Origin of the sequence: Celeribacter indicus, from assembly GCF_000819565.1 — a bacterium.
Lineage (GTDB): Bacteria > Pseudomonadota > Alphaproteobacteria > Rhodobacterales > Rhodobacteraceae > Celeribacter > Celeribacter indicus.
Genome location: NZ_CP004393.1, coordinates 1860589 through 1874592, shown reverse-complemented (window position 1 = coordinate 1874592; position 14004 = coordinate 1860589). Strand labels below are relative to the sequence as shown.

The window sequence follows — 14004 nt, the reverse complement described above, 5'->3', positions numbered from 1 at the left end:
AAGGGCGGAAACTGCGTTTGTCATCAGAGACTTCGCGCAAGACTCCCAAGAAATACCAACCACCACGCCGCCCGTGTCGCGCCTCCGTCCGCTTTGAAACAAGCCGGAACCAGCGAAACACGGGCGCAACGCGATCCCGCCAGTTCCTTGAAATGCATGGAGGTTTTGAAAGCGTCTCGCCGAAAGCGAAGGGCGGGTGGAAAGAGACGGTGGGCGTTCAGAGACCGATCTCGCGCGGTTGGCCAGTCTCCGAAGGGCGGGTGGTCCTTGCAAACCCCTTTGGCACATAAAGAAAAAGGCCCCGCGAGGGACCTGTTTTCGGGTTTGCAATGTGCAAGTGGCGGGGCATGCGGGATAGCGATGAGAACTATGTCTACGCTATAGCCCTCTAACTAGACTTATGCGATCCAGATTGGCGAAACTTCCGTCACCATCAGGCTGCCGCCGCTTCCTCGACAGCCTCAATGAACTGGGCAAGACCGTTTGCGCGAAGGCAGGCGCGAGCGGTAGACGCATACGCTGCCCTAGGGCCAGCCGCCGCACTCAACTTCCCAATCAAGCGCTCAACTCGTTGATGATCTTGGAGTGTGCACGCTTCATATGTATCGGGACAGGCTAGGCGATACTCCTCGATCAAATCTGAGATCTCCCGCCATTTCTTTTTTCTAGCGGACACGAGGCGGGGGCTATCAAGATAGAGAAAATGAACTGTCGTTTCGACGCGCCTCTTTACAATCGCGTTGGTCGGGTCGACCGGGATGGGTAGGCCCTCCTCGTCGAAGGTCATCAGCTTTGGATCAGTCTTGCTAGCAGGATCTAGCAACAGAACCGTCTCGTTTGCCGTACTTCTCTGATCCCAAGTTGCTCTAATCGACCCAGCCGACAGTGGGAAATAATCCCACTTTCCTCTAGTGGTGCCATGACCATCAGTATGCGGAGAATTGGGATAGCTACCCGCGATCCGATAGTTCTTCCAGTCGAACGCTAGCCACGGGTAACCATCGTGAGCTGTGCGATCTTCATCCAGCGCCCTTAACTTTGGTCTAAAGTGATCGACATGCCAATCTGACACGGCATCCGGCGCCTCGGAGTACCAGCACTTATTATGCGACATCTGAAGAAGAGCATCTTTGACTTCGCCCCATATTGCTCCCTTACTGTCAATGTACGCCTTTCGCTTAGCCGTCGTGTCGAGCTGATCAAGAGCATCTTGCAAAGCAGCAACTTTTGCCAACCAACCCGCCGGAAGCTTTGTTTCATCTTGAAATACGTAGATCATGTACGCTGGCCCTTTGAGGCCATGATCTCAGCCAGGATCCTCTTTGCGACCTGATTACGTTGCGCGATCGTTTCCGGTGACAGTGCTGCACGGCCTTCTTGCTTCAACTCCTCTAGAGCCCGCAAAAACTGTTCATATTCCGGCTCCCGATCTTCCAAAACAAACCCTAATCTTCTAAGCCGTTCGCTCAGTTCCAGCAGCCGATGTTCTTGGGGAGTGGTACGTTGATCCAAGCGAAGAAGCTTGTTCCGCTCATCGAGTTCTTGCTGAGTATCCGGATCCAACGTGGTCGGAAGGCCAAATATCTGAGTCAGAATACTGGTAAAGCCGAGCCCCCGGGGATCAACTTCTGGCGGGGACACAATAACGCCGCCGGACTTGGAACGTGCCATCACTTGGACTTGGGACGCTTTCAGGCTACCAATCGTCAAAGGATCGTGAGTCGTCAGAATAATGTGACTCTCGCCGCGCTGCGCCACATCTTTTACTAGATGAAGATAATCCCATTTCCAATTTGGGTTAAGATGTGTGTCCGGTTCATCGAGTAGAAACAGACTTTCGTCTTGGCTCGTAAAGCGCATAAGTCCAAGAACGCTTAGAAGCTGCTTCTCGCCGTCGCTGATCTCATGAAAGGGAATTTCCCCTAGAACATCCTCCTTATTAACCCAAATGCGCACCTCGCGGATCAAATCGGAGATATCCAAGGTCTCAAGAAGTGCGAAGAATGTCCTCTCGTCCTCGAACGACCGGGCTACGTCGTTGAGCGTTTCTAGGTCTTTCAGAAAGATATATATCTGTTCTTCGTTACTCGGCTTTGCCCTGTAGTCGTCTTGCTCCCGAGCGCGATCAGCTATCGGCGCTAGTGCTTGGGCCCAAAGCTTATCAAGGAGTGTTCGAACCAGACCAGATGAATTCCAAAAAGTTTGATCGCTCGCCTTTGCGCGGGCAACTGACGAACGACTATCAGCCCAACGAGGCTTACGGAGAACAAGGAGGGCACTGTCGAATTCCGTGATGCCCATATGCTTTTTCAAGAATGTTTTCGCCGAGTCGGATCCAAAGGCGAAATAACTCAGCAATGCCAACTGCCCGTATGATGGTCGACAGTAAAATAGCCTACGAAGATCCAGATTTTGGATGTCTGCAGCTGTAGATCTAGGAGAGATTACCCTTTTGTAGTAGCGGAGTTGATGTTTATCAAATAGCAATTCCAAACGCCTGCTCGATCCAGAATAATAGCCGAAGACATTCGCGGGAAGGTAAGTTGACTTCTTCGCCTTAAAAGCAGATCGAGTTTTTGGTTTCCCGTCAACCGTAACAGAAAACGCACTTCCATCGGTCGAGTTATCGATCTCAATCCGGTGCCCGTGGCAGTTATATGCTAAAGCGTATGCGAATGATGTCTGCTCTCCAAGGTCCAAGTCACGAAATATAGTAACCAATGCCTCTATTACGTTCGACTTACCGGTGCCGTTTTCTCCAACGATGACGGTCGATAGCTCGCCTTCATCGAAGTTTATTTCGATGTCAATGAGGTTCTTAAATTGACCAATCTTCAGCCAATCAAGCCGCATCTTGGGCTACCAATTCGTCTTCGGTGCGCCCGATAGCTACGTCTCCCCGCCCCATCTCAGAACGCAACTGCTTATAGAACTCGTCGATCACCATTTCGCTTTTGCGCCAAAGCTCCTTCGCTGAAGCCGCGCCCCCCATGTCCACAAGGGTAAGTTTGAGATAGTCGGGTGCGACGTCTGCTCTCCTTTTCTCAGCCATAAGAGGTCCTCTTTTGGTCATGCGCGTTGTGGTCTCCGGCGCTAAGGCACGCCGATGGCGCGGTGAAGTCTTGGAGTTTTGAGCTTGTTTAATCCGCTCAAGCAGAATGTCCGCAGGCTCGTCGTTCGGTGAGGGTCGCGCGAGTTCGCCACGAAATGCTTTAGCCAGAATAGCCTTTTCAAGATGTTCCAATGCCTCAAGGGCCTCGTTCACCGTCTGTCGCAGAGCGTCGATCAAAGCAAATTCTCGGTCGATGAAGTCTGCAACTCTTTGAAAATCCCGAGCTGGGGGGATTGGGATAGGCAATCTGCGAAGAACTTTGCCGCTTATCTTGGGCATGTTTCCGGCAGTGCCGGTGGCGTGTTCACGGATATAGCGACGCGCGGTAGCGCCGTTGAGGTAGCGCCAAAGATATCGGCGCTGAGCCGGGTCGGTTACCCGCAAACGCATCATGAGATCTGGGTAGATATAGGTCAGTTCTGGGCCGTCAAAAATCGCAGCGGCACCCAGATGCTCAAGGGCATTTGCACGCTGAACCAAAAGATCACCGGGTTTCAACCAATATCGCGAGTCGTCGGTGGGTCGCTCATAAACGCGCTTCACTGCGGCCTCGTCGAGCCTGAGATATCCCGATGTCGTCGCGGTAAGTCGCAGAGCTAGAGGTCCAGCGGCGTCAGGGCCGGTTTTAGGAGACCAGCCGTTCGTAGGGCCTTCGTCCACGAGGTCGATCAATTGCATGTAATCCGGACTTCGTCCGCCGTGGCGGGGGTTTTCCTCGAACGCCCTTCTGAGAACAGCCTCCTTGTATTCATCACTCGCCGCGAGCGCGTCCCGAATGCTGGTCCGAGCTATCAGGGCCTTCTCTTGGGAGGCCTCAATCGCTGCTGCAATTCGACGCTGTTCATTCGTAGGGGGAAGGCTGACCCTCGTCTTCTGAAAAGTACCTTTCGTGACGTGCTTGAGACCAACACCGCCATGAGCTTGGCCGATAAGCTCGTCCAACGTTTCGTTGATTGCATGCTTGAAAAATATAGGGTCGATGAGATTTCGATCGAAGTCCATCCGAAAGATATGCTGATTCAACACGGCGGGACCGCCGTCCCACAAGTGGGCTCCGAACGACGTCCCTGGGGTTCCCGACCATGCAAACAAGAGGTCGCCATTGTTGACAGAGTGCCGGTCTTCAATAGATCCGTCGAAATAATTGAAAGCCGCAGTGGCCTTATTGAGATTCTGAATTCGTACGATGGGTAGCCCCGTCTCGGACCATTCCGACGGCTTGAAGGCGCGCCCATTTATGAGTTCGCAAATGTCGCCGATTGGCACGGTTGCCCAATGTTGTGGTAGCGACGCCATCAAACTTCACTTCCATCAGGAAATAGCTCGTCATTCAGGAGGTCAACCTGCTCAATGGCGACACGGAGTAGCTGTGAGATTCGGGCGGCAAGCTCCTCGGGTTCGGCTGCCGTATCAGGGTTTTCCTGATCGGTGTGTAGCCAAGCGATATCCAAGTTGTCGTCACGGGCGGCTATCTGCTTACGCGTGAAGCGCCGGAACCGCCCTTGTGCGCCGAGATCCTTGCGCGTACTTGTCCCGAGAGGGTCTGGACCAAAACATGCCTCGAACTCTGTGAAATGCGACGGTGCGAGCGGCTGCTTCTTGCTAAATGACGGCATGCCGGCGCGCATGTCGTAAATCCATGTTTCTTCGGTATTCCCGCGAGTTTTTTCTCCCCGCGAAAAGAACAGCACGTTTGTCATTACGCCTTGGGCATAGAAGATCCCGGTTGGAAGACGAACGATCGTGTGCAGGTTGCACTTGTCGAGTATGTCTTGGCGGACTTTTCTCCCGACGCCGTCTTCGAAGAGCACGTTGTCTGGCAAGACAACGGCCGCCCGCCCCCCCGGTTTGAGGGCAAGGTAGATGTGCTGTAGAAATGCGAGTTGCTTGTTAGCAGTGGGAAATGGAATGTCGCTGCGCTGTCGCCGAGCGCCGCCAGCGCGGGCACCAAAGGGTGGGTTAGCTAGAATGACGTCTGGCGCTGTCAATTCCGCAGAGTCGTCGGTCAATGCATCGCCCATAATCAGCCGCAGATCTAGGCCATGTAAAAATGCATTCATCAGGCAAATTCGGTATGTGCCCTTCTCGATCTCCATTCCCTCAAAACGAGGCGCTTGTTGTTTACGGGCATTTGGCTTGGTTTGTTCAAGGACGAAGTTGTTAGCAGATACAAGAAATCCGCCGCTTCCCGCCGCAGGATCTTGAATCAGCTCCCCGCTCTTAGGTTGAACAAGGCGAACAATAGAATCGATAAGCGCTCGGGGAGTGAAATACTGCCCGGCTCCAGATCGTGCATCTTGGGAATTCTTTGCGATCAGACCTTCGTAGATATCGCCCATCATGTCGGTCGAGATTGACCGCCAGTCGAGCTTATCTATCCCGTCAATGACGGCCCGAAGGTTCTCACTATGCGAAAACACAGTGGTCGGAAACGCATAGATTTTTCGGACGCGATCGTCCTCAGCGTGTCCACCGAGAAATGTCAGGACATCTCTATAATGGGTAAGAAGGTCACCCCCGGTGAAGTTCACGATATCATCCCAGCGGTATCCGTCTGGAATGAGTTTTTCAGTATCGTTTTCAGCGGCAATCTTTAGAAATAGAAGGTACGTTAGCTCAGAGATATACTCATGGTAACTAATGCCATCCCCCCTCAGGACGTGACACAAGTTCCAAATCTTCTGAACAATATCGTCGTGCAGCAAATGTGTCGCCCCTGAGGTGTTATCGAATTACTGCCGAGGATGCAGGTCTTCCGCGCCGCGCCGGGGCGGGGTTTCCTACACCACGATCATCTGCGCGGTCGCCAAGGCTCTGAAGCCGGAGCAGCGGGCGGGCCGGCAACTTCACAGTGAGTTCGAGCTTTCCACCAATCGCTTCGACGTAGCTTCGCAGCGTCGACAAATGCATGTCGGCCTGGCTCTCGATCTTCGAAACCGAAGGTTGTTTGATGTTGAGCGCAGTCGCAATGTCAGCCTGAGCCTTCCCAGCGATCTGGCGTAATTCCCGAAGGCCTTCGACTTCCTGCTTCAATTCCTGGTTCCACGCTTCAGCTGTGCTCTCCGTCACATATAGCCTCCAAGCTATATTGGGTCAATTGGAACAAGTAGAACAGGACAGATGCGTGCGAGGATGCTGCGGGAGTTTCACTCAGCGCGATGCGTATTCGCACATCCAAACGATCTAACTCAATCGAAAACTATAATGATCAGGATGGCGCGACTGCCGCCATTCGATCCCCGTATCCTGATCCGATCCATATGCCCGGCCTTCGCTTCGCTCTGGCCGGGCCGATTGCTTGGGGGCGCTGCCCCCTGGCGCGGCACAAGGGCGGCCGGGCGGTATCCCCAGCCTTCCGCGCGGATACATGCTGCGCATCTTCGTCATGACGTCGATCCGCTTGTGCAGGCCGGGTGATCCCCCTCCGCCCGTCCGCCCTTGCACCTTGCACCCCCCGGTCTCGCCGACGGGCAGGGTTGCAGCGCAGCGCTGCGCTCCAACCCAAGCCCATGAAAGGAAAGACCATGACGACGAAGACACAGACCCCAACCGTTCCCGAACATGGCGAAACGGTTTTCATCCCGCTCAACAAGCTCAAGAAGCACCCGCAGAACGCCCGGAAGACCCCGCACGGCGAGGCGTCCATCGAGGCGAAGGCGGCGAGCATCGCCGCCAAGGGCATCCTGCAAAATCTGGTAGTGGAGCCGGAACTTGACGCGGAAGGCGAGCCGACCGGCTGCTATCTGGTGAGCGTCGGAGAAGGCCGCAGGCTGGCGCAGTTGCTGCGCGCCAAGCGCAAGGAGATCAAGCGGACCGAGCCGGTCCGCTGCGTCATCGACACGGCGAACGATCCCGCCGAGATCAGCCTTGACGAGAACGTGACCCGCGAAGACCTGCACCCCGCCGACCAGTTCGAGCGCTTCCGCGAGCTTGCCGAAACGCGCGGATGGGGCGCTGAGGAAATCGCCGCCCGCTTCGGCGTCACCGCGCACGTGGTGAAACAGCGGCTTCGGCTCGGCGCGGTTAGCCCGAAGCTGATGCAGATTTACCGTGATGGTGATCTGACCTTGGATCAGTTGATGGCCTTCGCCATCACCGAGGACCATGCCCGGCAGGAACAGGTTTACGAAAACCTGTCCTACAACCGCGAGCCGTGGATTATCCGCCGCGACCTGACCGCCAGCAACGTAGCGGCAACCGACCGGCGCGCAATCCTTGTCGGGATGGAAGCCTATACGGAGGCAGGCGGCACCATCATCCGCGATTTGTTCACGGAGGATCGCGGTGGCTTCTATGAAGATGCCGCGTTGCTCGACCGGCTGGCCCTCGACAAGCTGGAAGGCATCGCGGCGCAGGTGCAGGAGGCCGAGGGATGGAAATGGGTTTCGGCCCATATCGACTGGCCCCATGCCCATGGCCTGCGCCGCACCTATCCGCAGCCGGTGGAGCTTTCGGAGGCAGACGAAACCGCCTACGACGCCGCGCAAGAGAAACTTGAACGCCTCTCGGCGGAATGGGAGGACGCGGACGTGGACCTGCCGCCGGAAGTGGATCAGCGCTTTGCGGAGCTTGAAGCCGAGATCGAGCGCATCGACGCCAAGCGTTATGCCTATGAGGCCGACGAGATCGCGCGCGGTGGCGTGTTCGTGGTTCTGAACCATGACGGGGAAGCCCGGATCGAGCGCGGGTTCATCCGCCCCGAGGACGAAGCCCCGGAGCCGGAGGACCCCGAAACGGAGGACGGCAGCACCGTTATCGACGGGGTGCGCGTCAATGCCGATGGCGAAGTCATGGACGGCGATGGTCTTCCAGCTTCCGGCCATGAGCCGGAGGACGAGGACGCGGAAGAAGACGGCAAGCCGCTGTCGGACTCGCTCATCCGCGACCTGACCGCGCATCGCACCCTTGCCCTGCGTCTCGCCCTTGGCGAGCAGCCGGACATGGCCCTGATCGCCGTCACCCATGCGCTTGCCGCGCAGACCTTCTATCGTGGCGGCGGGGACGCCCATTGCCTCGAAATCCGCCCGACGAGCGGCTATCTCGCCAGTCACGCGGACGGGATCGAGGACACGGCGGCGGCGAAGGCGTTGGAAGATCGCCATGCCGGATGGGCGGCGGACATGCCGCGCGACGTGGCGGAGCTTTGGGGCTTCATCGCCGGACTGGATCATGCCAGCGTCATGGCCCTGTTCGCCCATTGCGCTTCGCTGACCGTCAATGCCGTCAAGCAGCCGTGGGAGGCCCACAAGCGCCATGCCCTTGCCACCGCCGACAAGCTGGCGACGGCGGTGGCGCTCGACATGACGGCGCACTGGACGCCCACGGTTCGCGCCTATCTAGGGCGCGTCATCAAGGCGCAAATCCTCGCCGCCGTGCGCGATGCCCTTGGCGGTGCAGATCGCGGACAGGAAGAAGCCGGACATGGCGGAAGCCGCCGAGCAGCTTCTCGCCGGAACCGGCTGGCTGCCGCCCGTGCTACGCACCGAACGGCCCGCATGGCTGGCCGAAGAGCAGCCGGAAGCTTTCGCCATGGCTGAGGACATGCCGGGAGCCGAGAACACCGACGCCAAGGAGGACGAGGCTTTCCCCGTCGCGGCGGAATGAATGGCGGGCCGGGATCGCGCGAGCGGTCCCGGTCTTCCACCGAAAAAATCGCGGCCGCGCGGTTTCCCCGCGCGGCCGGATGACCTCGACGGATCGGAGCGATAACGGCACCATAAATATGTGCAGCGACAGTGTTGACGACTGCACGAAAGGCGGTGCCGCAAAGTCAAAGGAACAAGATCATGGTCGCCGTCATGTTCATGGGTGTTGCGTTGATCGCGCTTCTCTGCGTCCTCGCCTATACGCTCGCCATCTACGCACTGCCCTTTTTCGTCGGGCTGGCCGCCGCGCAATTCGCCTATCAGACCGGCTCGGGGCTGGTCGGCGCGGGGCTGGTCGGGCTGTTCTCGGCTGGCGTCGCCTTCGGCGTCCTGGCCGTGTTGTTCGAGACGATCCGCACACCCGTCATCCGCCTGATCGTGGCGCTTGTCTTCGCTGCGCCCGCCGCCGTCGCGGGCTATGCACTGGTCCATGGGATCACCAAGGAGGCGGTGCCGTCCGAAATCTGGCGGCAAATCTTCTGCATCGCCGGGGGCGGATGCGTCGGCATCGCGGCATGGATGCGGTTGGCGGTGGGCGTCGGCCAACCCGCCAGATAGACGGTCGCACCTTGCCAAATGATAGCATGACCCCTATATTGCCATCACAGATATCACTTGGCCGGAGACGCCATCAGATGCCCGCCGTCACCATTCGCAACCTCTCCGACGAGACCCATCGCGCCCTCAAGTTGCGCGCGGCCCATCACGGCCGCAGCACCGAGGCCGAAATGCGCGACATTCTGGAATCGGCGGTGCGTCCCGCCGAGCGCCTGCGCCTCGGCTCCGCCCTGTCGGCGTTGAGCCGCAAGGCCGGGCTGACCAATGCCGATTTTGAGGCGTTGGAACAGGCCCGCGACAAGACGCCCGCCACGCCGATGAGCTTTGAATGATCGTTCTGGATACGAATGTCGTCTCCGAGGCGATGAAGCCGGAACCGGACCCCGCCGTGCGCGACTGGCTGGACGAGCAGGCTGCCGAAACCCTTTACATCTCCAGCGTCACCGTCGCGGAACTCCTGTTCGGCATCGGCGCGCTGCCGAATGGACGGCGCAAGCAGAAGCTCGCTGCCACGCTCGACGGGCTGCTGCCCCTGTTCGAGGGCAGAATCCTCGCCTTCGATACCGACGCCGCCCGCCACTATGCCGACCTTGCCGTTGCGGCCCGCAAGGCGGGCAAGGGCTTTCCCACGCCGGACGGCTATATCGCCGCCATCGCAACCGCCCACGGTTTCACGATTGCGACCCGTGATGCCAGCGCCTTCGACGCGGCAGGCATTCCGGTCATCGACCCTTGGATGGCACAGCACTGAACGTCAGGATGCTTCGCGCTTTGAAAGGTATTGGGGGACGATGGCGTTGCCCTTCGGGCCGGGCTTTTGGCTGCGCCGGAACCACGCCCATGGCGCGTTTCCGCCATTCGGCTTCAATCCCTAACGCAAGCGGGCGGCGGCAGCCATTTCGCGGCAGGCCCACGCGGATAAACGGGAGCAATCCGGGGCGTCGATCCCGGTTACCACGGCAGGCGCATGAGATTGGGCTTTCCGTCCCCTTCAACTGGCGAGCAGATCGGTGCCGGGAGCCCCGGACCCGTCTGCTTGGCCGAGGCATGGCGCAACGCCCCGCAAGCGATCCGGCCACACCGAACATGGCAGCACCCGTGAGGGTCGGACGAGACCACACCCGCAGGTCCCCGCTGACGACAGGGCGAACTTACCGTGTTGGTCGGATCAAGGAGAACCGCAGCCAATGAACCCGCGCAGAGTCCCCGATCCCGACGCGGCGCAGGACGGCCACCATTGCCGTATTCCACACGATTTCCTGTTATGGGCGCTCCATCCGCGTCCTCGATCTGGCAAGGTCTGACCGCAGACCGGCTTCGCCTCGCTCGTCTTCCCGCAACACCCGTCGCCAGCTTTTTTCCGCCGCCTTCGGCTTTGCATCGCGAAGCAAAAATGCCGTCGCCGGCCGCCTTCCACGTTGTTTCAGCCCTGAAGGGTGCGGGGCCGATCGTCCCCGGTCTCACGACCGCCATCGAGGTCGCAATGGTGCGGCCCGACAGGAAAAGGAATACGACAATGGCAACCATCGGCACCTTCACCCAGAACGAGGACGGCGCGGGCTTCAGCGGCGCGGTCAAGACCCTGACCCTCAACGTCAAAGCCGTTAAACTCGTCCCGACCGAGGGCGACAGCGAGCGCGGCCCCGACTTCCGCATCTTCGCAGGCGCCACCGAGTTCGGCGCAGCCTGGAAGAAGATCGCCCGCGAGACGCAGCGCGAATACCTCTCCGTCAAGCTGGACGATCCGAGCTTCCCCGCACCGATCTACGCCAGCCTGGTCGAAGCCGAGGACGGGAGGTCCCACAACCTCATCTGGTCCCGCCGCAACGGCGACTGAGACCCAAGCCCGAGATCGCCCCGCTCATCTGAGCGGGGCTTCTTTTTGCTCATGGCCGCCGCCTCTCAAGGAACAAGGAGATCGGGACACACGGCTTTCCGCTTTTCAGGCTTTGCGTATCCCGATCAGATCTTTTCCCCCGGCCGTCGCTTCGCTTTGACCGGGCCGGTTGCTTGGGGGCGCTGCCCCCTGGCGCGGCACAAGGGCGGCCGGGCGGTATCCCCAGCCTTCCGCGCGGATACATGCTGCGCATCTTCGTCATGACGTCGATCCGCTTGTGCAGGCCGGGTGATCCCCCTCCGCCCGTCCGCCCTTGCACCTTGCACCCCCCGGTCTCGCCGACGGGCAGGGTTGCAGCGCAGCGCTGCGCTCCAACCCAAGCCTATGAAAGGAAAGACCATGAACACCATGACCCTGAACCATCACCAGCAGCCCGTTTCCAAGGGCTTCCATGTGGACATTTCGCGCGGCGAGACTATCGGCCGGGTTTCGTCCGAGTGGTTTTCGCGCCCGGATGATGAACGCTATTTGTCGCTGACCGAGCTTTATGACGCCGTGAAGGGGCGAGCGGATCGCGCCAAGGCCCGCACCGTGGAAAGCCGCGCCGTGCGCGTGGAAGCCAGCCGCGACGATGCGGAACGGCTGTCGCTTATCGTCCCCGGACAGGAGCAGCCTATCACCCCGACGCATTGGAGTTTCGGCCAGCTTTGCAGCCTTGTCGGCGCACCGGCCCGCTACCTGCGCGACCTTCCCGCGCCGCTGGCGGGCATCAATCTGCAACATGGCCTTGTCAGCCATCGCGTCGAATTGGTGAAGACGCTGGAAACCGAGGACGGGCGCGTTGAGCTTCGCGCCGTCACCGGTCCGGATTATGGCCGCATCTGGGATCACGAGCTTGTCGCCGCCGTCATGAAGATCGCGGGCAATGGCGTCGGCGATACCATGTGGAAGGTGCCGGGCGTTCTGGATTGGGCGACCATGACGCACAATCCATTCGTGGACGTGACCAAGGACACGACCACGCTTTACGCCAGTGACCGCGACGTGTTCCTGTTTCTGGTGGACGATACGCACCCCATTGAAGCCGGACGCCTGCCGAACGGCGACCCCGACCTTTATTTTCGGGGGTTCTATTGCTGGAACAGCGAAGTCGGATCGAAGACCCTCGGCATCGCTTCCTTCTATCTCCGGGCGGTCTGCATGAACCGCAACCTTTGGGGCGTGGAAGGGTTCGAGGAAATCAGCATCCGGCACAGCAAGTTCGCCGCGCAGCGTTTCGCCCATGAAGCTGCCCCGGCACTGACCAGCTTCGCCAACTCCAGCCCCGCGCCCTTCGTGGCAGGGATCAGGGCAGCGCGGGAGCGGATCGTTGCCCGCACCGATGACGACCGCGAAACCTTCCTGCGCAAGCGTGGGTTCAGCAAGGCGGAGACCGGCAAGATCATCGAAACCGTGTTGCAGGAGGAAGGCCGCCCGCCGGAAAGCATCTTCGATTTCGTGCAGGGCATGACGGCCCATGCCCGCAGCAAGGCCCATCAGGACAGCCGCCTTGAACTGGAGGCGAAGGCCAAGACCTTGCTAGAGAAGGCCGCCTAATCAGCAGAGCCGCGCAGCCGGAAACCCGGTTGCGCGGCTTTCCGCTTTTCAGGCTTTCATGGTTCCCAAATTTTCCGCCGATCCGGCGACGCGGATCGGCGTTGTGGCCATGCCCAGAAAACATGGCCACGCTCGCCGGGCTGCGCCCGGCTCGCAAAAGCACGCAAACACTGTTAAGAATAAAATAACTATAAGTGTTCTGGATATACGAACAACATTTCAGATCATACAGACTATTTCCCGCATAGGTGGAGTCCGAAACTCTTTATTCCGGGTGTCTTTCCAAGAACCCACGAGTAAGAGAGGGTGCGCCATGCTGAAAATCGATTGGCGGGCGCCGGCGGCCTACAAGCACACGCGAACGATCCCTGCCGCCGGTTTCGCCTGGGAATATCTGCGTCGCAACGACGATTACCGAGAGGATTTCCAGCTTCTCGTCCGTGCGAAACGCCCGGATGCAACCGAGTTGGAAGCCTTCGCCCGACGCTGGGGTTTGCGATTTCCCGCACGATCCCGACGCCGCGCCTGACCGCGACCCGCTGTTCTGGTCACCCCGGTTTCAGCCGCAAGCCGTCAAACTCGTGCCAACCGAACCGGATGAGACGACAAGCCAGCCGACCGTCGTTCTCGCCCATATCGACGGCCTCGACTTGCGCCGCGCCGCCGATGGCTGGCACGGCATCTGGCAGGCGGATGGCGTCGAGCACCAATTCTGGCTGTCCCAATCCGTGCCGGATGCGGCGGCGTTCTACGCCGTCGAACTGCCTCTGGACGACTTCATGGAGCTTCGCGCCCATGCGGCCCGGCGCTTCTGGCGATCCCTCAAAGGCCGAACACCTGGCCCTGACTTCCGCAGCTTGCCCGCCCAGCTCCGGCAATGGCATATCCTGTCCCTGCGCGCCCTCGACGCCCGGCTGCGCGGCGAGAGCTATCGCACCATTGCCGAAGTCCTGCTTGGCTTTCGGGGCACGAAGGAAGATTTCGAGAGCGATCCGAGCAAGAACAAGGCGCGTCGCCTCGTCGCCCACGGCATCAGGATGATGCGCGGCGGCTACCGGCTCCTGCTGCACTATCCCATCAAAGTTCAAACAAAGTAAGGTATCATGCCGTCAGCGCGATCTGCCATCAAAGTTCAAACAAAGTAAGGTATCATGCCGTCAGCGCGATCTGATCGGTAGCGGCAACAATTGCCGACCTTCACGCGATGCGCGGCAAATGGCTCCTTCGGGCCCTTAGTCACGGATGCTGCAGTAGGC

13 protein-coding genes are annotated in these 14004 nt (G+C 59.3%); 8 read left to right on the top strand and 5 right to left on the bottom strand.

The window, feature by feature from the left end; translation table 11 throughout:
* Positions 1 to 433: 433 nt before the first annotated feature.
* From P73_RS25570 to P73_RS24890, 5 genes are read right to left on the bottom strand one after another with little or no spacing between them, the layout of a single operon-like run.
* A complete protein-coding gene (locus P73_RS25570; protein ID WP_139267205.1) occupies positions 434 to 1279 on the bottom strand; it encodes an HNH endonuclease family protein in 846 nt (281 codons plus the stop codon).
* Positions 1276 to 2853: an AAA family ATPase gene (locus P73_RS09460; protein WP_043869375.1), complete on the bottom strand. Its 1578-nt coding sequence runs from the start codon at positions 2851 to 2853 to the stop codon at positions 1276 to 1278. The genes P73_RS25570 and P73_RS09460 overlap by 4 nt, the downstream gene beginning before the upstream one ends.
* Complete coding sequence (locus P73_RS24340; protein WP_052453130.1) at positions 2843 to 4408, bottom strand: restriction endonuclease subunit S; 1566 nt, start codon at positions 4406 to 4408, stop codon at positions 2843 to 2845. The genes P73_RS09460 and P73_RS24340 overlap by 11 nt, the downstream gene beginning before the upstream one ends.
* A complete protein-coding gene (locus P73_RS09450; RefSeq protein ID WP_043869374.1) occupies positions 4408 to 5817 on the bottom strand; it encodes a class I SAM-dependent DNA methyltransferase in 1410 nt (469 codons plus the stop codon). The genes P73_RS24340 and P73_RS09450 overlap by 1 nt, the downstream gene beginning before the upstream one ends.
* A 19-nt stretch (positions 5818 to 5836) precedes the next feature.
* Positions 5837 to 6181, bottom strand: a complete 345-nt coding sequence (locus P73_RS24890) for an XRE family transcriptional regulator (RefSeq protein WP_074743397.1) — start codon at positions 6179 to 6181, stop codon at positions 5837 to 5839.
* Positions 6182 to 6636: 455 nt separating this feature from the next.
* On the opposite strand from P73_RS24890, the gene P73_RS09445 reads away from it, so the two are divergent.
* From P73_RS09445 to P73_RS09410, 8 genes are all read left to right on the top strand, one after another.
* Positions 6637 to 8649, top strand: coding sequence for a ParB/RepB/Spo0J family partition protein (locus tag P73_RS09445; protein ID WP_202966944.1), 2013 nt, complete (start codon positions 6637 to 6639; stop codon positions 8647 to 8649).
* 249 nt (positions 8650 to 8898) lie between these two features.
* Positions 8899 to 9315, top strand: a complete 417-nt coding sequence (locus P73_RS09440; RefSeq protein WP_043869373.1) for a hypothetical protein — start codon at positions 8899 to 8901, stop codon at positions 9313 to 9315.
* Positions 9316 to 9392: 77 nt separating this feature from the next.
* Positions 9393 to 9647 (top strand): FitA-like ribbon-helix-helix domain-containing protein, encoded by a 255-nt coding sequence (locus P73_RS09435; RefSeq protein WP_043869372.1) that lies wholly within the window; start codon positions 9393 to 9395, stop codon positions 9645 to 9647.
* Positions 9644 to 10066, top strand: a complete 423-nt coding sequence (locus tag P73_RS09430; protein WP_043869371.1) for a type II toxin-antitoxin system VapC family toxin — start codon at positions 9644 to 9646, stop codon at positions 10064 to 10066. The genes P73_RS09435 and P73_RS09430 overlap by 4 nt, the downstream gene beginning before the upstream one ends.
* A gap of 765 nt (positions 10067 to 10831) precedes the next feature.
* Positions 10832 to 11152: a DUF736 domain-containing protein gene (locus P73_RS09425; RefSeq protein ID WP_043869370.1), complete on the top strand. Its 321-nt coding sequence runs from the start codon at positions 10832 to 10834 to the stop codon at positions 11150 to 11152.
* Positions 11153 to 11551: 399 nt separating this feature from the next.
* Positions 11552 to 12748, top strand: coding sequence for a hypothetical protein (locus tag P73_RS09420; protein ID WP_043869369.1), 1197 nt, complete (start codon positions 11552 to 11554; stop codon positions 12746 to 12748).
* Positions 12749 to 13061: 313 nt separating this feature from the next.
* Positions 13062 to 13277 carry a transcriptional regulator domain-containing protein gene (locus P73_RS09415; RefSeq protein ID WP_043869368.1) on the top strand — a complete coding sequence of 72 codons (216 nt, stop codon included), beginning with the start codon at positions 13062 to 13064 and terminating at the stop codon, positions 13275 to 13277.
* A gap of 52 nt (positions 13278 to 13329) precedes the next feature.
* Positions 13330 to 13845, top strand: coding sequence for a DUF2285 domain-containing protein (locus tag P73_RS09410; protein WP_043869367.1), 516 nt, complete (start codon positions 13330 to 13332; stop codon positions 13843 to 13845).
* The last annotated feature ends 159 nt before the right edge of the window (positions 13846 to 14004 follow it).

Bases quoted from the DNA above. Each gene is read 5' to 3' on its own strand.
- P73_RS09415 (WP_043869368.1), top strand. From the start codon at position 13,062: ATGCTGAAAATCGATTGGCGGGCGCCGGCGGCCTACAAGCACACGCGA.
- P73_RS09430 (WP_043869371.1), top strand. From the start codon at position 9,644: ATGATCGTTCTGGATACGAATGTCGTCTCCGAGGCGATGAAGCCGGAA.
- P73_RS09440 (WP_043869373.1), top strand. From the start codon at position 8,899: ATGGTCGCCGTCATGTTCATGGGTGTTGCGTTGATCGCGCTTCTCTGC.
- P73_RS09445 (WP_202966944.1), top strand. From the start codon at position 6,637: ATGACGACGAAGACACAGACCCCAACCGTTCCCGAACATGGCGAAACG.
- P73_RS25570 (WP_139267205.1), bottom strand. From the start codon at position 1,279: ATGATCTACGTATTTCAAGATGAAACAAAGCTTCCGGCGGGTTGGTTG.
- P73_RS24340 (WP_052453130.1), bottom strand. From the start codon at position 4,408: ATGGCGTCGCTACCACAACATTGGGCAACCGTGCCAATCGGCGACATT.
- P73_RS09435 (WP_043869372.1), top strand. From the start codon at position 9,393: ATGCCCGCCGTCACCATTCGCAACCTCTCCGACGAGACCCATCGCGCC.
- P73_RS09425 (WP_043869370.1), top strand. From the start codon at position 10,832: ATGGCAACCATCGGCACCTTCACCCAGAACGAGGACGGCGCGGGCTTC.
- P73_RS09460 (WP_043869375.1), bottom strand. From the start codon at position 2,853: ATGCGGCTTGATTGGCTGAAGATTGGTCAATTTAAGAACCTCATTGAC.
- P73_RS09420 (WP_043869369.1), top strand. From the start codon at position 11,552: ATGAACACCATGACCCTGAACCATCACCAGCAGCCCGTTTCCAAGGGC.